This window comes from Mesorhizobium sp. ESP6-5 (assembly GCF_020164695.1).
GTDB lineage: Bacteria > Pseudomonadota > Alphaproteobacteria > Rhizobiales > Rhizobiaceae > Mesorhizobium > Mesorhizobium australicum.
Genome location: NZ_JAIUGR010000005.1, coordinates 1 through 18170, shown reverse-complemented (window position 1 = coordinate 18170; position 18170 = coordinate 1). Strand labels below are relative to the sequence as shown.

Here is an 18170-nt window from a genome sequence, read left to right as displayed (position 1 = left end):
CGCAAAAGCCTGTCAGAGAACTGTCGCAAAAGCCTGCCACAGGATAAGTTAAGCCGGTTAACCGGCTGAGGCGCGCGGAAGAGCAGGAATCATGAACGAACTGAAGCCGGTACAGAGCGAATTCAACAATGTCGCGGCAGCGAGCCCGGAAGGCAATCCGGACCGCTTCGTCAACCGCGAATTCTCCTGGCTGCAGTTCAATCGCCGCGTTCTCGAGGAATCGCTGAACACCCATCACCCGCTGCTGGAGCGCGTCCGCTTCCTGTCGATCTCGGCCGCCAATCTCGACGAGTTCTTCATGGTGCGCGTCGCCGGCCTTGCCGGCCAGGTGCGCGAGGGCATCGTGCTGAAGAGCCCGGACGGACGCACTCCCGAACAGCAGCTCGAACAATTGTTGCGTGAGGTCGAGCGGCTGCAGGAGGACCAGCAGAAGAGCCTGTCGGCACTCACGGTGCTGCTCAACAAGGAAGGCATCGAAAGCATCACCCGTGACGCGCTGACAAAGGACGAGAAGGTCTGGCTGGAAGACCATTTCCAGGAGCAGGTGTTTCCCGTACTCACCCCGCTGTCGATCGACCCGGCGCATCCGTTCCCGTTCATTCCCAATCTCGGCTTCTCGATGGCGCTGCAGCTTCGCCATCGCAAGAATGGCGAGGAGATGAGCGCGCTCTTGCGCCTGCCAGTGGCGCTGAAGCGCTTCATCCGCCTGCCGGACCGCAAGCACCATGTCCGCTTCATTCCGCTGGAGGAGGCGGTCGGCCTCTACATCGGCAAGCTCTTCCCCGGCTACGAGGTCAAGGGCTCCGGCACGTTCCGCATAATTCGTGACAGCGACATCGAGGTCGAAGAGGAATCGGAAGATCTCGTGCGCCTGTTCGAAACGGCGCTGAAGCGCCGCCGCCGCGGCTCCGTCATCCGCATCGAATTCGACAAGCTGATGCCTGGGGAATTGCGCGATTTCGTCGCCGGCGAGCTTGGCGTCTCGTCGAGCCGGATCAGCGTGCTCACCGGGCCGCTGGCACTCAGCCAGATCTCCGAGATCGTCTCCGTTCCCCGCGACGACCTGAAATTCATCCCCTACAACCCACGCTTTCCCGAGCGTATCCGCGAGCATGGCGGCGACTGTTTCGCCGCCATTCGCGAGAAGGACATCGTCGTCCATCACCCCTATGAGTCGTTCGACGTGGTGGTGCAGTTCCTGCGCCAGGCGATGGCCGACCCCGAAGTGGTGGCGATCAAGCAGACGCTCTATCGCACCTCCAACGACAGCCCGATCGTGCGTGCTCTGGTCGACGCGGCCGAAGCCGGCAAGTCAGTAACGGCGCTGGTCGAGCTCAAGGCGCGTTTCGATGAGGAGGCCAACATTCGCTGGGCGCGCGATCTCGAACGCGCCGGCGTGCAGGTCGTGTTCGGGTTCCTGGAACTCAAGACCCACGCCAAGATGTCGCTGGTGGTGCGGCGCGAGGACGGCAAGCTGCGCAATTACGTCCATCTCGGCACCGGCAACTACCACCCGGTCACCGCGCGCATCTACACCGACCTGTCCTTCTTCACCACCGATCCGACGATCGCCCGCGACGTCGCCCAATTGTTCAATTTCATCACCGGCTATGCCGAGCCGACCGCGGAGATGCGGCTGGCGATCTCGCCGTTCACGCTGAGGAACCGCATCCTTCAGCACATTTCGGACGAGGTCACCCATGCGTTGGAGGGACGGCCGGCGCGTATCTGGATGAAGATGAACGCGCTCGTCGATCCCATCATCATCGACGCGCTCTACGATGCCAGCCGCGCCGGAGTGGAGATCGACCTCGTCGTGCGCGGCATATGCTGCCTGCGGCCGCAGGTGCCGGGCCTGTCGGAAAACATCAGGGTCAAGTCGATCGTCGGCCGGTTCCTGGAGCACAGCCGCATCTATTGCTTCGGCAACGGTCATGGCCTTCCTTCGGACGAGGCGATCGTCTACATCTCCTCGGCCGACCTCATGCCGCGCAATCTCGACCGCCGCGTCGAGACCATGGTGCCGATCACCAATCCAACTGTGCATGAACAGATTCTGGGCCAGATCATGCTGGGCAACATCATGGACAATCAGCAAAGTTTCGACGTATTGGCAGATGGAACCTCCCGGCGCGTGGTGCTGGAGGAGGGTGAGGAACCGTTCAACGCGCAGGAATATTTCATGACCAATCCGAGCCTGTCGGGACGGGGTGACGCGCTGAAATCGCATGCGCCCAAGCGAATCGCCCAGTTCAAGCGCCGCAAGAAGAACGCCGCCACCTGATGCTGTCCAATTCCCAGGGCCGGCTGCAGGACCGCCGACCGCTGTCCATCATCGACATCGGCTCCAATTCGATCCGTCTCGTCGTCTATGAGGGGCTGGCGCGCTCGCCGACCATGCTGTTCAACGAAAAGATGCTGGCCGGCCTCGGCCGTGGCATCGTGTCGACGGGGAAGCTGGACCCCGAGGGGGTGGCGCGCTCGATGGAGGAGTTTCGCCGTTTCCGCGCGCTCTCCGACCAGGCTGGCGCCGAACACATGTACGTGCTGGCAACCGCCGCCGCCCGCGAGGCGATCAACGGTCCCGATTTCATCCATCGTGCCGAGGATGTGCTCAAGACCGAAATCCGTGTGCTCTCCGGCCGCCAGGAAGCGCATTATTCCGCGCTCGGCGTCATCTCCGGCTTCCACCCGGCCAACGGGATTGCCGGCGACCTTGGCGGCGGCAGCCTGGAGCTTATAGACATTGATGGCGAGGCGATCGGCGACGGCATCACGCTGCCGCTCGGCGGCCTGCGCCTGCAGGACATGGCGAAGAACTCGCTCGTCCAGGCGCAGAAGATCGCGCGCCAGGAACTGGCCCGGGCCAAGCTTTTGAAGGGCGGACAAGGCAGGACTTTCTACGCTGTTGGCGGCACCTGGCGAAACCTCGCCAGGCTGCATATGGAGATGAACAACTATCCGCTCGGCGTCATGCACCACTACGAAATTTCGGCCGAAAGCGCTCAGAACTTCCTCAAGCAGGTGGCCAGGGGCGAAGTCGAAAAGGTGAGGGGGATCGAGGGCGTCTCCAAGAACCGCCGCTCGCTGCTGCCCTATGGCGCTCTCGTGCTGCAGGAGATCATGACGGCGATGCAGCCGTCCAGGATCGTCGTTTCGGCGCAAGGCGTGCGTGAGGGCTTCCTCTATTCGCTGCTCGACGCGGCCGAGCAGAAGGCCGATCCGCTGATCTCGGCCGCCGAGGAACTCGCGCTTTTGCGCTCGCGTTCGGTCCATCACGCGCATGACCTTGTCGAATGGACCGGCAAGGCCTTCAAGGCGTTCGGCATCGACGAGACGGAAGACGAAGCGCGCTATCGCCACGCCGCCTGCCTGCTCGCCGATATCGGCTGGCGCGCTCATCCGGAATATCGCGGCAAGCAGTCGCTCAACATCATTGCGCATGCCTCGTTCATCGGTGTCGATCATCCCGGCCGCGCCTACCTGGCGCTGACCAACGCCTACCGTCATGATGGCGTTTTCAATGAATTGGTGGCGCCCGAAATCAGGGCGCTGGCGCCGCCGCGCCTGCTGGAGCGCGCCCGCGTACTGGCAGCGATGATGCGCGTCGTCTATCTGCTGACGGCCGCGATGCCTGGCATCATGCCGAGGCTGAAATGGGAAAGCCGCCCCAACGGCGCGCTGGCGCTGGTGCTGCCGGCCTCGCTCTCCGACCTATACGGCGAGCGCCCGGCTGGCCGGCTGGCGCAACTGGCGCGCATCACCAACCGCCGCCTGGTGCTGGCGGTCGAGGGCGGGCAGAGCGTGTCGGCGAAGTAGTCAAGTCGCGTCGGCGCCTATGCCGAAGCCGCGCCCATCGGCCGACCATGCGCCGGCGCCGGCCATGGCAAGCGCCAGGAAACCGCCCGATATCGCGATATCCTTCATCAGCATCTGCTGGTGCAGGAGGGCGAGCGTCGCGTCACCGGCGCCTTGGCCATAATGGCCGATATAGCCGGCCGCGATGCAGAAGCCGCCCAGCAGCAGTGCGACGATCCGCGTCCGCAAACCAACGAGGATCAGCAGCCCCGCGATCAACTCGAAAAGGCCGGTGCCCCAGGCGGCGAGCGCCGGCAGCGGCAGGCCGAGACCGGCGAAATAGCTGGTGGTGCCGGCAATGTTGGCGAGCGCCTGGAAGCCGGACGGCACGAACAGCACGGCAAACAGCAGCCGCGAAACCAGAAGCAATGCACTGCGACCCATGGCTCCCTCCCTTGCCGGCACGGTCGCCGGCGACCATTGCAGTCTAATGCATGTCGTCCGGGAGTGTCCTTGGTTCCGGGACAACGACATGCATAAATCAGAAGCTTACAGCAGCTCGGGCGAATCTATTTGCCGCGACGTGCTGTACGCCTGTGGTCATAACGAAAAAGCGGCACGGAAAATTCCGCGCCGCTCGTTTCAGATCCTTGGGAGGAAAAAACCTCAGCCGCGCTTGGCGTCGATCGAATACGCGCCGGGACCCGAGGAGGCCAGCAGCAGGAAACCGCCGGTGATGGCGACGTTCTTGAGGAACTGGATCATCTGCATCTGGTCGGCCCAGCCGGTGTGGGCGACCAGCCCGGTCGCGATCGTAAAGATCGCGAGCACCCAGGCGGCGATCCTGGTCTGGAAACCGACGAGGACGGCAAGGCCGCCAAGCAGCTCGATCAGTCCGACGATGACGGCCGTTGCCGTCGGCGCCGGCAGGCCGAGGCCGCCGAAATAGGCGGCGGTGCCGGAAATGGCTGTGAGCTTGCCGAATCCAGAAAGCAGGAAAATGACCGCGAGCAGGATGCGGCCGATGAGGATGGTGACAGAGCTGTTGGACGCGGTGCCGCTGCCGGCGAAGGAAGTGTTTGTGGACATGGTGGCTCTCCGAATGGGGTTGATGCCCCGTCAGATAGAGCATGTCGACTGTTCACCAAAGCCGCCTATCCGGCGACACATTGTTCACAGGAATACGTTTCTGTGAACCGGTGAAAAAATTCATGTCGGTCGACGCGCTGGCGTGAGGATATTCTCCCGCCGAAAAATGCCTTCACCCCGGATGTGTCATGTCCTGCGGCCGCACCAGGCGGTCATAGTCGGCCTCGCTGACCAGTCCGGTTGCCAACGCTTCCTCGCGCAACGTCGTGCCTTTCTTGTGCGCGGTCTTGGCGATCTTGGCGGCGTTGTCGTAGCCGATGGTGGGCGCAAGCGCGGTCACCAGCATCAGCGAACGGTCGAGTGCCGCCTTGATGTTGTCCTCTCGCGCCTCGATGCCGACGACGCAATTGTCGGTGAAGGAGACCGAAGCGTCGGCGAGCAACTGCACCGACTGCAGGAAACTGTACGCCATCAGCGGATTGTAGACGTTGAGCTCGAAATGGCCCTGGCTGCCGGCGAAGGTCAGCGCCGCATTGTTGCCGAACACCTGCACGCAGACCTGCGTCATCGCCTCGCACTGGGTAGGGTTGACCTTGCCCGGCATGATCGAGGAGCCGGGTTCGTTTTCCGGCAGCGACAATTCGCCGAGGCCCGAGCGCGGGCCGGAGCCAAGGAAACGGATGTCGTTGGCGATCTTGAACAGTGCCGCGGCCGCGGCATTGATGGCACCGTGCGAGAACACCATGGAATCATGTGCGGCGAGCGCCTCGAACTTGTTCGGCGCGGTGACGAAAGCGATGCCGGTAATGGCGGCGATGCGATCGGCCACCCGCTCGGCGAAACCGACCGGCGCATTGAGGCCGGTGCCGACGGCGGTGCCGCCCTGCGCCAGTTCCTGCAGGCCGGGCAGCGTCTGCTCGATGCGCTTGATCGAGGAGGCGACCTGCGCGGCATAGCCGGAGAATTCCTGGCCCAGCGTCAGCGGCGTGGCGTCCTGCGTGTGGGTACGGCCGATCTTGATGATGTGGTTGAAGTCCCGGCTCTTGGCGGCGAGCGCCTTGTGCAGGTGGTGCAGCGCGGGGATCAGGTCATGCTCGATCCGCTCGGCGCAGGCGATGTGCATGGCCGTCGGATAGGTGTCGTTGGAGGACTGGCTCATATTGACGTGGTCGTTGGGGTGCACCGGCTTTTTCGAGCCCATGACGCCGCCCAGCATTTCGATCGCGCGGTTCGAGATCACCTCGTTGGCGTTCATGTTGGACTGCGTGCCCGAGCCGGTCTGCCAGACCACCAGCGGAAAGTGGTCGTTGAGCTTGCCGTCGATGACCTCTTGCGAGGCCTCGATGATCGCCTTGCCGATGGCCGGATCGAGCCGCTTGAGTTCCATGTTGGCTTCCGCCGCCGCCCGCTTGACGATGCCCAGCGCGCGCACGATCGAAGCCGGCTGCTTCTCCCAACCGATCTTGAAATTGCCGAGGGAACGCTGCGCCTGGGCGCCCCAATAACGGTCGGCGGCGACCTCGATGGGGCCGAACGTGTCGGTTTCGGTTCTCGTCTTTGACGTGCTCACGGCAAGGCTCCGGTCTGTCGATTTGGGCAACGGCGTATCGCGTTGCACAAATGGCTTCAAGCGGAGAATGCGAACGATGAGGATGCAAATCGGTTGAAGCTGTAGCCGGTCTTCCCCATCGCGGTGGAGATCGCTCACCCCGCCGTATACCCCCCGTCGATCGCAAAGATGCCGCCGCTGGTCCAGGCGGCCTCATCGCTGGCGAGATAGACCGCCATCCCGGCGAGGTCGTCAGGGCGGCCGATGCGGCCGAGAGGATAGCTGCGCTCGACATAGGCTTTCAGTTCCGCCTGTGCCTCGGCCGGCAGGTTGTCGACGGTCTTGCGCCGCATTGCCGTATCCACCGTACCGGGTGCGATTGCGTTGACGCGGATGCCGCGCGGGCCGAGTTCGAAGGCCAGCGATTTGGTCAGCGAGTTCAACGCGCCTTTGGACAGGGAGTAGAGGCTTGATGGCCGTTTCGGGATCATCTTGTTGGCGAAATAGGAGGAGATGTTGATGACGGATGCACCTGCACCGAGATGCGGCAGCAGCCCCTGGGTGAGGAAGAACGCCGCCGTCACATTGAGCGCGAAAGAGTGCTGGAACTGTGCCTCGCTGACACTCTCGAACGGCACGAGATAGGCGACCGGCATTGTTGACGAGAACGTCGAGTGGCCGGCCGGATTCTTTCGCCTGCTCGACGACCGCTGCGAGGCCGGGGCTGGTGGCGAGGTCGGCCGACAATGTCGCCACCATGCCTGTCGAGCCGAGGGCCGTCAGCTTCTGGCGAGCGGTGTCGAGTTTGCCCGCGTCGCGGCCGACGATCAGGACATCGGCACCCTCGTGCAGGAATGCCTCGGCGATCGCCAGGCCGATGCCGTCCGATCCGCCGGTGATCAACGTCCGCTTGCCGTGAAGCCTCATCACGCACCTCACCATGCGTTTGCCATCAAACAGAGGGATCGCACCGCATGTCCGTGACGGGGTCAAGTCATCAGGCCATCCCAGGGTATGAACTTCGGCCGGCGTCCGGTGCAAGCGCCCGACGGCCGGCTGGCCTGAGACCCGTCGCAGCGCGAAAACCGGACGACGTGCGGGTCGGTTTCACGCGCTGGCGGTGGAGCGCTCCTGAGTAGCCAGCCGCGCGGCGACATAGCCCTTGACCTGCCGGATCGCCTGTTCGCGCGAGACGCTGCCCGGCTGCAGGCCGAGCCGAAGCCAGAGTCCGTCGATCAAGGCCGTGACGCCAAGCGCGATGTCGTCGGCCTCGTTGGTTGAGGCGAGGCCGCGCAGGCCGGACAACAGGTTCGAGCGCATGCGCCCATGGATCACCTTCTGGATGCGCGCCAGCTTTTCATCGCGCGGCACCTCGGCGCAGAGCGAAAGCCAGGCATGGCATAGAGGCGGCAGGAAGAGATGCTCCTCGAAATTGCCTTCGATCACCGCATCCAGGCGTTCCATCGAAGTCCGCGCCCGGCGAAGCCTTGCGACCACCGCGTTGCATAGGACTGCGTTGGCCTCGCGCATGGCGTGCTCGAACAATTCCTGCTTGTTGCGGAAATAGTGCAGCACGATGCCTTTGGAGGCGCCTGCATGGGCGGCGACTTTTTCCAGCGTCGCCCCCGCAATGCCTTCGCGCTCCAGAACCGCGAAGGCCGCCTGGCGCAATTCCTTTCGGCGTATGTCGCCAAGGCGTTTCAGTTTCACGGGATTGTTCCATGCCTCACGAATCCACCTTGACATTTTCGCCCCGCGAGATCAATCATTGACCCATGGGGCAATAAAAAGACCGATGGGTCAATACGATGAGGAGAACGGAAATGGTGCGTATCCTTGCAAGCTGTCTGGCCACGCTGGCCTTGGCCTCGCAGGCTGCCCAGGCGGCCGACGCCGAGCAATGCCGTGTGGTCCGCATGGCCGAGCCCGGCTGGAACGATCTCGCTTTCACCACGGGTGTGGGCAATGTGCTCCTGCAAGCGCTCGGCTATCAGCCACAGAGCGAGGTGCTGGGCATCAACGTCATCTACGAAGGCATGAAGAACCGGGATCTCGACCTGTTCCTGGGTTATTGGGACCCGGCGATGGTCACCTATTACGAACCCTACAAGAAGGACGGCTCGATCGAGAATGTGCGTGTCAATCTCGTCGGCGCCAAATACACGTTCGCCGTACCGACCTATGTCTGGGAGGCAGGGGTCAAGGACGTCTCCGACCTGCACAAGTTCGCCGACAAGTTCGGCAAGAAGATGTATGGCATCGAGCCCGGCTCCAACCAGCTGATGATGGACGCCATCGCCGATCCGGCCTTCGGCCTCGATGGCTGGCACGTGGTCGAGTCCAGCGAAGCCGGCATGCTGTCGGAGGTCGGTTACGAGATCAAGGAGAAGCAGTTCATCGTCTTCCAGGGCTGGGCGCCGCATCCGATGAATACCATGTACGACTTCAAGTATCTGACAGGCGGCGACAAGTTCTTTGGCCCGAATTTCGGCGCCGCGACGGTGACGACGCAGGTCCGCAAGGGCTACCTGCAGGAATGTCCTAACGTGGCGCAGTTCCTCAGGAATCTCGTCTTCGACATCGATTTCGAGAATGTCGGCATGGGCTACCTCATCAATGACGGCATGAAGCCGGAGGATGGGGCGCTGAAGGCGATCACGATGAACAAGAGCCGTCTCGATCCCTGGCTCGCCGGTGTCACGACTTTCGATGGCAAGCCTGGTCTTGCCGCCGTCAAGGAAAAGCTTGGCCTGTGAGACCGCCGGACGTCTTGCCCATCGCCTGTATGGAACAGAACGCCTGGGCTGGCCGCAAGCAATGGGTCAATATCGGCGATCTCGACATCGCCTATGTCGAGATCGCCGGTGCCGGGCCGCCGCTGTTGCTGATCCATGGTTTCACCGACACCAGCCGCAGCTTTTCGCTGCTGGCGCCGCATTTGGCTGGCCGCCGGCTGATCATGCCCGATCTGCGCGGCCATGGTGCCTCGCAGGCGGGCGGCGGCTACCGCGTCGCTGATTTCGCCGAGGATATTGCCGGGTTGATCCGGCATCTGCGGCTGGACCGGCCTGTCGTCATCGGTCACTCGCTGGGCGGCATGGTGGCAACTGCATTGGCCGCCCGACAGCCGGACTTGATCGGAGGCTTGGTCGTGCTGGCCAGCACGCTGAAGCCCGGCTTCACGCCTGACCATGCGTTGCCGGTCGGCATCCTGGCCTTGCACGATCCGATATCGCCGGCCGACCCGTTCTTTGCCTGGTGGCATGCGTGCCAAACCTCGGTGCCGCGGACGTTCCTCGCGGGCCTGGCGACGGAAGCTTCCGCCATGCCTGCGGCCCGCTGGCGTGCCATTCTGGAGGAAGTCCGCATCACCGACCTGACCGCCGAGGCACGGGCCGTGCGGGCCAAGGCACTGATCATCGCCGGCGCCTGCGATCCGCTATTCGACGAGCCGCACCAGCAGGCCTTGGCCGACGCGCTGACCGGATCCCGTCTCGTCTGGGTGCAAAACTGCGGTCACAATCCCCATTGGGAGGACCCGGCCTTCGTCGCCTCCGCGATGGCGGGACTGCTCTCCGGCCGCTGATCACCGCAACAGCGATCGGGCCGTGGGCACCAGCCGCAACGTTTCGGCCGGCTTAGTGCTAATGCCCTGCATGTTCTGGCCAAGTGCCTGCCACGCCGGCGAAGTGGCGAGGCGATGGTTGGCGTGGGCATCGCCGTCGGGGAAGCCGGCAACGGTGATAAAGACGTTTTCGCCGGCGCGCACGGGTAGCCGCGGGAAGGTGTTTGCGGCCGGCTCCGTCAGGAAGGCGCCAAGCAGACGCGCGCCGGTCTGGGCAAGCCGCGCAACCATCTCCCCCCGGAAGCGCCCGGCGAAGTCGGCGCCGATGCCCGGCCGTAAATGATGAATCGAAATCTCAACCAGGCCGGGCAACCCGCTCCGTTCGCTTGTGCTTTTGACCATGTCGGCCATTGGCCGGCGCAATCCCGACAGATCGAAGCCGGCATCCGGCCACGCCGGCCGCAGCAGCAGCACGTCGTCGGAATCGATCATCGTCGCGTTGGCCGCGTCGCGGTGCGCCGCCCATACGGGGCCGTCATAAAACGCGCTCAGAGCATCCTTTCGCGCATCCATGCTTTCGAAACCGCGCATCCAGACGAACATATCGGGGCGGTCCAGGTCGCGGAACTGGCCGATGATGGTCATCCCCGCGTCTTCCTGGCTTTCGATGAACTGCGTGTCGAAGATATCGATCAACGTTTCGCGCCGGCCGGGCTTCAACGTGTACTGCCGCAATTCGACGATCGGCGAGGCGAGTACCGCCGGCTTAGGCGTGGCATTCAGGATCGGGCTCATGCGCGGAGTCTCCAAAACAGGTTGATCATCCTGTTTATAAACAGACCGGTTGCCCTGTTTTGTCAACATGCTATCCTTCGGCAATGTCAGCAGAGCTCAACATCCGGCCAGGGCGAGTCCGAGGCAAACGCATCAACGACCCCGAAGGCATGCGCCGCAAAGTGCTCGATGTCGCCGAGGCAGCATTTCAGGCACGCGGCTACCATGCTTCCAGCCTCGGCGACCTGATGACGGCGGCAGGCGTCAGCGGTGGCGCGTTGCACCATCATTTCCCGACCAAGAAGGCGCTGGCGCTGGCGGTCATCGACGAGCGCGTGGCGGCGGCGGTCGAGGAGACGTGGATCGCGCCGGTGCGGCAGGCGGCTTCGGCCCGCGAGGGCGTGCGTCAAGTGTTCGACGCCGTGGCGGCGGAACTGGAACGGCAAGGTTACGTGCGCGGCTGCCCCCTCAACAATCTGGCGCATGAACTGTCGCTCGCCGATCCCGAATTTCGGAATGCCCTTGCCGGCGTCTTTTCGGCATGGCGCCAAGCGATCGCCGACAAGATCAGGGCCGACCAGCGGGAGGGCAGGGAGCAAGGCACGGATCCCGAGCATTTTGCGGTGTTTGCGGTCGCCGCCTATTCCGGCGCCATGTCGATGGCCAAGACAGCGCAGGACGCCGGCCCGTTGCGCGATTGCCTAGCGGCGCTGGAGCAGAGCGCCTCGCAAGCGGCATCATCGCAGGGCGAGCCGGTGGCGCGGCGACGTCGCAGGGTGCTGCGCCGGCATGGCGGCATTTGAGGCAGGTGGATCGCTGGGCCCACTTTGTGGCTGACGTGAAAAGGGCCGCTCGACGCGGCCCTTTCCTCAGCGGTCAAGCGATTTCTTGACCTTGTCCTTCGCGTCGCCATAGGCCTTCTGCACCTTGCCGGTGGCCTTGTCGGCCATGCCTTCCGCCTGCGTCTGCCTATCGCCGGTCACTTTGCCGGCGGCTTGCTTGACCGAGCCTTTTACCTGCTTGGCCGCACCGGCGACCTGATCCTTGTTCACCATTTTCGCATCTCCCGGGTTTGGTTCGCCTTGGCAAACGAGCCGGCACGGTTTCGGTTCCGACAGCCGCCGCTTATGTCGGCGAAACAGGGTGTCTTTCGGGCGCCGCGCCGGCAGGCTAGGGTGCCGGCCAGCGCACTCCGCAAGGAGCAAACCGCCAAGGGGGACAAATGTCGGAATTCACGCTCTATATCGGCAACAAGTGCTTCTCGTCCTGGTCGCTCAGGCCCTGGGTGGCGATGCGGCACCTGGAGATACCGTTCGAAGAGGTCTTGGTGCGGCTGCGCACCCCCGAGACCGCCGCCAACCTGGCGAACGTGTCGCCGACAGGTCAAGTCCCTGTCTTGGTTCACAAGCCCTTGAACCACACTGGCGGAATGGTCTGGGAAACCCTTGCTATCCTTGAATACCTCGCCGATCTCTTTCCGGAGAAAAAGCTCTGGCCGGCCGATATCGGCGCCCGGGCGCTGGCGCGTTCGGCGGCGACCGAGATGCATTCCGGTTTTCGCGAAGTCCGCTATGGCTGGCCGATGAATTTGCGGCGGCCAAAGGGCCACAAGCCACTCGACGCCGAGGGCGAGGCGCAACGCGCCCGCATCGAGGCGCTGTGGCGCGAGTGCCGTGAGAAACACCGCAAGGGCGGCCCGTTTCTGTTCGGCCATTTCACCGCGGCCGATGCCATGTATGCGCCTGTCGTCACCCGCTTCGACACCTATGGTGGGGATCTGGCGCCCGATACCAGGGCCTATGTCGACGCCATCCTCGCGCTGCCGGCGATGCGCCAATGGTATGCGGAAGCGGCGAAGGAGCCGTGGCCGGAGCCGGGGCCGGATGAATAGGACCCGTCTGCGAAGCGGTCTTCCCCGTTGACCGGGACGGCCTATCTAGGAGCATTGGCGCGGCGCCCTTTGGAGATGTTGCAATGACCGTTTCTTCCATGCTTGCCGGCAAGGTTGCTCTCGTCACCGGCGCTTCCTCGGGCATTGGCGAGGCGACGGCTGCGGCACTGGCTGCTGCCGGGGCAAGGGTGGCGGTCGCCGCCCGTCGGGTCGATAGGCTCGAAGCTCTGGCCGCCCGCATCGAAAAAATCGGCGGAACGGCTTTGCGCTTCGAGGCCGACGTCACCAGCAATGACGATGTCGCGGCCATGGTCGGGAAGGTGGTGGCCGAATGGGGTCGGCTAGACATTCTTGTCAACAATGCCGGCGTGATGCTGCTCTCGCCGGCAGCGGAGGCAACGCTCGATGACTGGCGCCATATGGTGGAACTCAACCTGCTGGCGCTGATGGGCGTCACCAAGGCGGCGCTGCCGCATCTCAAGGCTGCCAAGGGCCATATCGTCAATGTCTCGTCGGTCGCCGGCCGCGTCGCCAATCCCGGCGCCAGCGGTTACGCGGCGACCAAATTTGGTGTTGTCGGTTTTTCGGAATCACTGCGGCGCGAAGTCTATGCCGACAAGGTTCGCGTCACCGTGATCGAGCCGGGCCTGGTGCGCACAGAGCTTGGCGACCATATCACCAACGCTGCCTCGAAGGCGGGGCTGGACCAGCGCCTCGCCACGATGGAAGCGCTGACCGCCGAGGATGTCGCCGCCGCCATCCTCTATGCCGTCGGCCAGCCGGCGCGCGTCAACGTCAACGAGATCGTCATCAGACCGACCGACCAGGAACGCTGAGCGGCCGCCGGCAACGCTCAGGTGCGGGCGCTTGTTCACCATGGATGTTGGCCAGATGACGTCCTTTCAGGCGTCGAATTCTCGGATCGATGGCGCAACATTTGACAGGCGTCTGAAACACGCGTAGAAGAAAGTCGTCGATATTTGTTTGACTGACTTTTGTTATCCGCGCTTCCGGGCGCGCCTTTGACGAACTTCCCACATCAAAAATCGAGACAAACGGCGTTGTGCATCCGCATGACGGCGAACGAATATTTGCCATGGAAAGGGTTCGTCATGAGCACCGGCACAGTTAAGTGGTTCAACGCCACCAAGGGTTTTGGTTTTATTCAGCCTGACGACGGCTCCGCCGACGTTTTTGTCCACATCTCGGCCGTGGAACGCGCCGGTATGCGCGACATCGTCGAGGGCCAGAAGCTCGGCTACGAGATGGTCCGCGACAACAAGTCGGGCAAGATGTCCGCCGACCAGTTGAAGGCGGCCTGAAGAAAGAATTCAGCCGTCCCGGTGACCACGGATGTACTGGCACTGGTGAACGGCGAATTGGGGCGCATGGCCACGGGAACCTGAGTTTCCACGGCCTGTGCTGCCCATCAGGAGCTAGCCTTGCGCATCCAGTTGGATGCGCGGCGCTCCCAGGGAAGGTCAGGCGGTGCCTGGCCTTTTTCATTTTACGCTTGTTGCCGCCGAAAATGCGCTGCGCATTGAGCTGAACGTGCTAAGGGACGCTCCAGCATCTTGAATCCGCTGCCGCATCGCTTTGTGCATGGTCCCGACCGAAGACCCGGTCTCGTCCTACACCAGGCTCCTGACAGGAGAAAGATTTTGACCGCCCATTCGAAGACAGCCGTCGATCCGGCCGTGTCGCTGTTCAGCAAGACGCAAACCCAGTCGATGTCGCTTAACCGCATCATTTCCGAGCGCGATGCCGTCAGCGAAGCGCGGGAAGCCAAGACCGCGCGCCTGCGCGAGCTGCGGCTGGAGAAGGAGGCCGACGAGATGGCGGCAGCGGCGGCACTCGCGGCGCTGCCGAAACGAGCCGGAAAACGCTGATGGCCACCAAGCGCGTACCGCAAACGCCAATCGCGGCCGATGCGACCATTGCCGACATGGTCGAGACCCTGGACAAGCCGGTCGAATATGTCCGGCGCGTGCTGGAAAAGCTCGAACGCTGCAAGCGCGCCCATGGCGATGCCCAGGTGCGCGTCGGCGTGCGCGGCCGGGCCGAGTGCCCGAACTACCTCATCGAATATGTCCGCGAAGACGCCAAGACCCATGAGCGTGTCACCTATCAGGATGCCGCCTATAGCGGCAGCACGCATCGTGAGCTGGCCGCGCACCACATCGCGGAAGCCAGGAACTGGTCGCCCGAGGAAATGAACATCACGGCGGTTTCCGCGTTGATCGGCCGCTTGCGCAATCCGCGCGCACCATCATCGCGTTTCGCCGACGAGGATTGAAATGGCCATAAAATTCTCCGCCAAGGATCAGCCGGCAGCGCCGGCTCCCGCCGCAAAGCCGGCCAAGCCGGTTGCCGCGCCGAAGGCCGCCGCCGCCGACCAGGCAGCGACCGATCTGTTCAAGTCGCCAGCGGACGCACCGAAGGGCAAGACCGGCAAGAAGAAGTAGCGCCTTGCCGCGGGACGCCGATCGCAATCTCGCCGCGCCGGGGCCGTTTGCCCAGGCAGCCATGACCAGCCTGCCGTCGGCACAACCAGGCATCGCTCCTATGTTCGATTGCCAGAGCTGCGGCGCGTGCTGTTCCTATTCAGCCGAGTGGCCGCGCTTTTCGACAGAGGACGATGCGCAGCTCGACCGCATCCCGGAAAAATACGTGGCGGCAGACCTGTCGGGCATGCGCTGTGACGGCGTGCGCTGTTCGGCCCTGTCTGGCGAGGTCGGCAAGTCGACCGCCTGCACCATCTATGACCTGCGCCCGGATGTCTGCCGCGCCTGCATGCCTGGCGACGACGAGTGCCTGATCGCGCGCCGGGCGCTCGGATTTTCCACCTCTTAGCGGCGGCTTTGCTGGCGGCGAATGCATGTCGCCCGGAAGTGTCCTCGGTTCCGGGACAACGACAAGCATAAAATCAGAAGCTTACAGCGGGTCGGCGAATCCTGTCGCCGCGACATGCTGTAATGACTGTCGCTTGTGCGCACCCCGCTTGCTGGCTAGGCTGCGTCAGGGTAGGGCGCCGGAGGAAATCATCGTGAGCATCGAATTTCTGTTGACGTCGCTGATCGTCGTGGCTTCGCCGGGCACCGGCGTACTCTATACGCTGAGCGCCGGGCTTTCGCGTGGTGCGCGGGCCTCGATCATTGCCGCCTTCGGCTGCACGCTCGGCATCATCCCGCATATGGCGGCCGCCATCACCGGCCTGGCGGCGCTGCTGCACACCAGTGCTGTCGCCTTCGAGACGCTGAAATATCTCGGCGTCGCCTATCTGCTCTACATGGCTTGGAACACGCTGAAGGAAAAAGGCGGCCTGAGCGTCGACGACAATGTCGCGCCGCGCTCGGCCGGCAAGGTGATCGCCACCGGCATCCTCGTCAACGTGCTCAATCCGAAACTGTCGATCTTCTTCTTCGCCTTCCTGCCACAATTCGTCAGCACCACCGAACCCAACGCACTGTCGAAGATGCTGGAGCTCAGCTCGGTCTTCATGCTTTTGACCTTCGTGGTATTTGTCGGCTACGGCATCTTCGCGGCGTCGATCCGCAGCCATGTCGTGTCGCGGCCAATGGTGCTTACCTGGATGCGCCGGACTTTTGCCGGCGCTTTCGTCATGCTCGGCGCCAAGCTGGCGCTGGCGGATAGGTGATCGAGGCGCTTAGTCTAGCCCTTGACATAACCCATCGCCTCGACGATCCGCCCGTCCGCGACGCGCATCAGGTTGACGCCGCGCAGCGAATTGCCGTCGGCCATCCAGTAGCGCCAGCGGATCGTGGCGCGGTCGCCGGCCACGAAAATCTCTTCGAGGTCGAAGCGCGTACCGGGTGCGGTGGCGATCGCCGACCACAGCTCGACGCAGGCTGCCTTGCCGGCGCGGCGCGCGCCGTCCGGCGCCGGCGTGGTGTTCTCGATCACGCAGTCCTGCGCCACCAGATCGTCGAGAGCCGAGGGATCGTGACGCTGGAACACATCGTTGTAGCGCCGCATGATTTCAGCCGTTTCGCCGGAGCGGTTGGCCGCGGTGATGTCGATGATCAATTCCTGGGTCATGCGATTTCTCCTTCCGTTCAGTGACTTATGAGGTTCGCTTTCAGCGTGATCGTGGCGACGCCGGCCAGCGCCCGCGAGACGAGGCATCCCGCCTTGGCCGACTGCGCCAGCCGCTCGAAGTCGGCGGCGGGGAGCCTGGGGACGTTCGCCTCCGTCTCCAATTCAATGCGGGTAATCGTCGGCCCGGCCGCGGTGGCGCCCAGATGCACCTTGGCGGTCGTGTGGATGTCGCTTGCGACATGACCTTCACTGCCGAGGACGGCGGTGAGCGCCATCGAGAAGCAGCCGGCATGGGCGGCCGCGATCAGTTCCTCCGGATTGGTGCCGGGGCCGTTTTCGAAGCGGGACGGGAACGAGTAGGCGCCCTCGAACACGCCGCTGCCCAGCCTGAGCCGTCCGGAACCTTCCTTGAGCGGGCCGTGCCATTCGGCCGATGCTTCGCGAATTGTCATTGCTGTCTCTCCTCTGCTTGATGAAATGAAGGCTCCGCGACCGCTTCCTCATGCATCACGAGCCAGGCCGCCGTCTTGCCCTTTCCGCCGATACTCATCCATCTCTGCCTCCGAAATATGTAGACCGATTTACATATTATGTAGACCGATTGTCATATTTCGGGCAAGCCTTATAGTGCGCACTCCTGACAGAGGTTGACATGGCGACGGACACACGCACGCGGATGATCGAGGCGACGGCACTGCTATTGCGGCGGCGCGGCTATCACGGCACGTCGCTCAACGACATTTTGAGCGCCAGCGGCGCACCCCGCGGCTCGCTCTATTTCCACTTCCCAGGCGGCAAGGACCAACTGGTGGTCGAGGTGACGCGCGCCAGCGTCGCCGAGGTAACCGAGCGTCTGGGCGAGGCTTTGGCCGCCGAACGCGACCCTGCCGTCGCCGTCCATCACATCTATCAGTCGGTGGGACGCATGCTGGAAGACAATGAGTTCTCACTCGGCTGCCCGGTCGCGCCGGTCGTGCTGGACTCGCCAGGCGATGTGCCCGACCTTGTCGAACTGTGCCGCTCGGCCTTCGAACAGTGGATCGGCTTGCTGCGTGAGGCTTTCGTCAGGGCAGGAGTGCCCGAGCGTCGCGCGCAGGCACTGGCGCTGCTGGTCGAGTCTTCGCTGGAAGGCTTGATGGTGATTGCCCGCGCCACCCGCGACCGCTCATCGCTCAACGCAGTGGCCGATGAGGTGGCCATCCTTATCGAGCAGGCCGTGCTCGCCGGCAAGGTGGCACAGCGGGCGGAGACTACCGCTGTCTGACCGGTATCCCAACTGACTGCGGTGGAGCACCAGCCTCAAGACGAAAAGAAAAGGGCGACCTCGAGGGCCGCCCTTCGGTAGCTGAATGCAGATGGAAGCGTGGATTAGAAGTCCATGCCGCCACTCAAGCCCGCTTGCGGGCTTGAGCAACTTGGATTCATGGGCGTGCTTTATGGACTTC

The 18170-nt window shown here is 63.5% G+C and carries 23 protein-coding genes and 1 pseudogene; 14 read left to right on the top strand and 10 right to left on the bottom strand.

Features of this window, described 5'->3' with window-relative positions; translation table 11 throughout:
- Positions 1-91 precede the first annotated feature (91 nt).
- Complete coding sequence (locus LB524_RS09280) at positions 92-2284, top strand: RNA degradosome polyphosphate kinase (RefSeq protein ID WP_015318408.1); 2193 nt, start codon at positions 92-94, stop codon at positions 2282-2284.
- On the top strand, positions 2284-3819 hold the full coding sequence (gene ppx / locus LB524_RS09275; protein WP_015318407.1) for an exopolyphosphatase: 1536 nt from the start codon (positions 2284-2286) through the stop codon (positions 3817-3819). The genes LB524_RS09280 and ppx overlap by 1 nt, the downstream gene beginning before the upstream one ends.
- Here ppx and LB524_RS09270 read toward each other — a convergent pair whose 3' ends face one another.
- The 6 genes and pseudogenes from LB524_RS09270 to betI form a co-directional block, all read right to left on the bottom strand.
- Positions 3820-4242, bottom strand: coding sequence for a DoxX family protein (locus tag LB524_RS09270; RefSeq protein ID WP_224525510.1), 423 nt, complete (start codon positions 4240-4242; stop codon positions 3820-3822). It abuts the gene before it with no gap.
- A 222-nt stretch (positions 4243-4464) separates the two neighbouring features.
- A complete protein-coding gene (locus tag LB524_RS09265; protein WP_140790525.1) occupies positions 4465-4887 on the bottom strand; it encodes a DoxX family protein in 423 nt (140 codons plus the stop codon).
- Between the two features lie 172 nt (positions 4888-5059).
- Positions 5060-6457: a class II fumarate hydratase gene (fumC, locus tag LB524_RS09260; protein WP_224525508.1), complete on the bottom strand. Its 1398-nt coding sequence runs from the start codon at positions 6455-6457 to the stop codon at positions 5060-5062.
- Between the two features lie 134 nt (positions 6458-6591).
- On the bottom strand, positions 6592-7092 hold the full coding sequence (locus tag LB524_RS28825) for an SDR family NAD(P)-dependent oxidoreductase (RefSeq protein ID WP_263486555.1): 501 nt from the start codon (positions 7090-7092) through the stop codon (positions 6592-6594).
- Positions 7070-7363, bottom strand: a pseudogene (locus LB524_RS28820) (SDR family NAD(P)-dependent oxidoreductase); the annotation flags it as partial. The pseudogene LB524_RS28820 and the gene LB524_RS28825, both read right to left, overlap by 23 nt.
- Before the next feature lie 180 nt (positions 7364-7543).
- Positions 7544-8182: a choline-responsive transcriptional repressor BetI gene (gene betI / locus LB524_RS09250; RefSeq protein WP_224525505.1), complete on the bottom strand. Its 639-nt coding sequence runs from the start codon at positions 8180-8182 to the stop codon at positions 7544-7546.
- Positions 8183-8259: 77 nt separating this feature from the next.
- Here betI and choX point away from each other — a divergent pair, with 77 nt between their 5' ends.
- The gene (gene choX, locus LB524_RS09245) at positions 8260-9192 is read left to right on the top strand and encodes a choline ABC transporter substrate-binding protein (protein WP_224525503.1); all 933 of its coding nucleotides are present in this window, start codon (positions 8260-8262) and stop codon (positions 9190-9192) included.
- The gene (locus LB524_RS09240; RefSeq protein WP_224525500.1) at positions 9189-10022 is read left to right on the top strand and encodes an alpha/beta fold hydrolase; all 834 of its coding nucleotides are present in this window, start codon (positions 9189-9191) and stop codon (positions 10020-10022) included. The genes choX and LB524_RS09240 overlap by 4 nt, the downstream gene beginning before the upstream one ends.
- On the opposite strand, the gene LB524_RS09235 is transcribed toward LB524_RS09240, so the two are convergent.
- Positions 10023-10862: an NIPSNAP family protein gene (locus LB524_RS09235; protein ID WP_318012222.1), complete on the bottom strand. Its 840-nt coding sequence runs from the start codon at positions 10860-10862 to the stop codon at positions 10023-10025.
- Between the two features lie 83 nt (positions 10863-10945).
- Between LB524_RS09235 and LB524_RS09230 the strand changes: the two genes are divergently transcribed.
- Positions 10946-11578 (top strand): TetR/AcrR family transcriptional regulator, encoded by a 633-nt coding sequence (locus tag LB524_RS09230; RefSeq protein ID WP_224525498.1) that lies wholly within the window; start codon positions 10946-10948, stop codon positions 11576-11578.
- A gap of 66 nt (positions 11579-11644) precedes the next feature.
- Here the strand turns inward: LB524_RS09230 and LB524_RS09225 are convergent, their stop codons facing one another.
- Positions 11645-11830, bottom strand: a complete 186-nt coding sequence (locus LB524_RS09225) for a CsbD family protein (protein ID WP_015318399.1) — start codon at positions 11828-11830, stop codon at positions 11645-11647.
- Positions 11831-11997: 167 nt separating this feature from the next.
- On the opposite strand from LB524_RS09225, the gene LB524_RS09220 reads away from it, so the two are divergent.
- The 8 genes from LB524_RS09220 to LB524_RS09185 all read left to right on the top strand — a co-directional run bounded on the left by LB524_RS09220 (position 11998) and on the right by LB524_RS09185 (position 16324).
- Positions 11998-12666, top strand: coding sequence for a glutathione S-transferase family protein (locus tag LB524_RS09220; protein ID WP_140664795.1), 669 nt, complete (start codon positions 11998-12000; stop codon positions 12664-12666).
- 83 nt (positions 12667-12749) lie between these two features.
- Positions 12750-13502: an SDR family NAD(P)-dependent oxidoreductase gene (locus LB524_RS09215; RefSeq protein WP_224525495.1), complete on the top strand. Its 753-nt coding sequence runs from the start codon at positions 12750-12752 to the stop codon at positions 13500-13502.
- A gap of 276 nt (positions 13503-13778) precedes the next feature.
- On the top strand, positions 13779-13988 hold the full coding sequence (locus tag LB524_RS09210) for a cold-shock protein (protein WP_010915421.1): 210 nt from the start codon (positions 13779-13781) through the stop codon (positions 13986-13988).
- 339 nt (positions 13989-14327) lie between these two features.
- Entirely contained in the window at positions 14328-14555 is a 228-nt protein-coding gene (locus tag LB524_RS09205) for a hypothetical protein (protein ID WP_015318396.1), read from the top strand.
- A complete protein-coding gene (locus LB524_RS09200) occupies positions 14555-14962 on the top strand; it encodes a hypothetical protein (RefSeq protein WP_140617157.1) in 408 nt (135 codons plus the stop codon). Before LB524_RS09205 ends, LB524_RS09200 begins: the two co-directional genes overlap by 1 nt.
- A gap of 1 nt (position 14963) precedes the next feature.
- Positions 14964-15131: a hypothetical protein gene (locus tag LB524_RS09195; protein WP_015318394.1), complete on the top strand. Its 168-nt coding sequence runs from the start codon at positions 14964-14966 to the stop codon at positions 15129-15131.
- 61 nt (positions 15132-15192) lie between these two features.
- On the top strand, positions 15193-15519 hold the full coding sequence (locus LB524_RS09190; protein WP_224526064.1) for a YkgJ family cysteine cluster protein: 327 nt from the start codon (positions 15193-15195) through the stop codon (positions 15517-15519).
- 193 nt (positions 15520-15712) lie between these two features.
- Positions 15713-16324, top strand: coding sequence for a LysE family translocator (locus LB524_RS09185; RefSeq protein WP_224525492.1), 612 nt, complete (start codon positions 15713-15715; stop codon positions 16322-16324).
- Between the two features lie 14 nt (positions 16325-16338).
- On the opposite strand, the gene LB524_RS09180 is transcribed toward LB524_RS09185, so the two are convergent.
- On the bottom strand, positions 16339-16725 hold the full coding sequence (locus LB524_RS09180; RefSeq protein WP_224525490.1) for a nuclear transport factor 2 family protein: 387 nt from the start codon (positions 16723-16725) through the stop codon (positions 16339-16341).
- 17 nt (positions 16726-16742) lie between these two features.
- Entirely contained in the window at positions 16743-17177 is a 435-nt protein-coding gene (locus tag LB524_RS09175) for an OsmC family protein (protein WP_140717607.1), read from the bottom strand.
- Positions 17178-17377: 200 nt separating this feature from the next.
- Here LB524_RS09175 and LB524_RS09170 point away from each other — a divergent pair, with 200 nt between their 5' ends.
- Complete coding sequence (locus LB524_RS09170) at positions 17378-17989, top strand: TetR/AcrR family transcriptional regulator (protein ID WP_224525488.1); 612 nt, start codon at positions 17378-17380, stop codon at positions 17987-17989.
- Positions 17990-18170: the final 181 nt, after the last annotated feature.

Excerpts from the sequence above, each read along its gene's own strand:
- LB524_RS09280 (WP_015318408.1), top strand. The coding sequence starts at position 92 with ATGAACGAACTGAAGCCGGTACAGAGCGAATTCAACAATGTCGCGGCA.
- ppx (WP_015318407.1), top strand. The coding sequence starts at position 2,284 with ATGCTGTCCAATTCCCAGGGCCGGCTGCAGGACCGCCGACCGCTGTCC.
- LB524_RS09270 (WP_224525510.1), bottom strand. The coding sequence starts at position 4,242 with ATGGGTCGCAGTGCATTGCTTCTGGTTTCGCGGCTGCTGTTTGCCGTG.
- LB524_RS09265 (WP_140790525.1), bottom strand. The coding sequence starts at position 4,887 with ATGTCCACAAACACTTCCTTCGCCGGCAGCGGCACCGCGTCCAACAGC.
- LB524_RS28825 (WP_263486555.1), bottom strand. The coding sequence starts at position 7,092 with ATGCCGGTCGCCTATCTCGTGCCGTTCGAGAGTGTCAGCGAGGCACAG.
- betI (WP_224525505.1), bottom strand. The coding sequence starts at position 8,182 with ATGTCAAGGTGGATTCGTGAGGCATGGAACAATCCCGTGAAACTGAAA.
- choX (WP_224525503.1), top strand. The coding sequence starts at position 8,260 with ATGGTGCGTATCCTTGCAAGCTGTCTGGCCACGCTGGCCTTGGCCTCG.
- LB524_RS09230 (WP_224525498.1), top strand. The coding sequence starts at position 10,946 with ATGCGCCGCAAAGTGCTCGATGTCGCCGAGGCAGCATTTCAGGCACGC.
- LB524_RS09225 (WP_015318399.1), bottom strand. The coding sequence starts at position 11,830 with ATGGTGAACAAGGATCAGGTCGCCGGTGCGGCCAAGCAGGTAAAAGGC.
- LB524_RS09220 (WP_140664795.1), top strand. The coding sequence starts at position 11,998 with ATGTCGGAATTCACGCTCTATATCGGCAACAAGTGCTTCTCGTCCTGG.
- LB524_RS09215 (WP_224525495.1), top strand. The coding sequence starts at position 12,750 with ATGACCGTTTCTTCCATGCTTGCCGGCAAGGTTGCTCTCGTCACCGGC.
- LB524_RS09210 (WP_010915421.1), top strand. The coding sequence starts at position 13,779 with ATGAGCACCGGCACAGTTAAGTGGTTCAACGCCACCAAGGGTTTTGGT.
- LB524_RS09200 (WP_140617157.1), top strand. The coding sequence starts at position 14,555 with ATGGCCACCAAGCGCGTACCGCAAACGCCAATCGCGGCCGATGCGACC.
- LB524_RS09195 (WP_015318394.1), top strand. The coding sequence starts at position 14,964 with ATGGCCATAAAATTCTCCGCCAAGGATCAGCCGGCAGCGCCGGCTCCC.
- LB524_RS09190 (WP_224526064.1), top strand. The coding sequence starts at position 15,193 with ATGACCAGCCTGCCGTCGGCACAACCAGGCATCGCTCCTATGTTCGAT.
- LB524_RS09180 (WP_224525490.1), bottom strand. The coding sequence starts at position 16,725 with ATGACCCAGGAATTGATCATCGACATCACCGCGGCCAACCGCTCCGGC.
- LB524_RS09175 (WP_140717607.1), bottom strand. The coding sequence starts at position 17,177 with ATGACAATTCGCGAAGCATCGGCCGAATGGCACGGCCCGCTCAAGGAA.
- LB524_RS09170 (WP_224525488.1), top strand. The coding sequence starts at position 17,378 with ATGGCGACGGACACACGCACGCGGATGATCGAGGCGACGGCACTGCTA.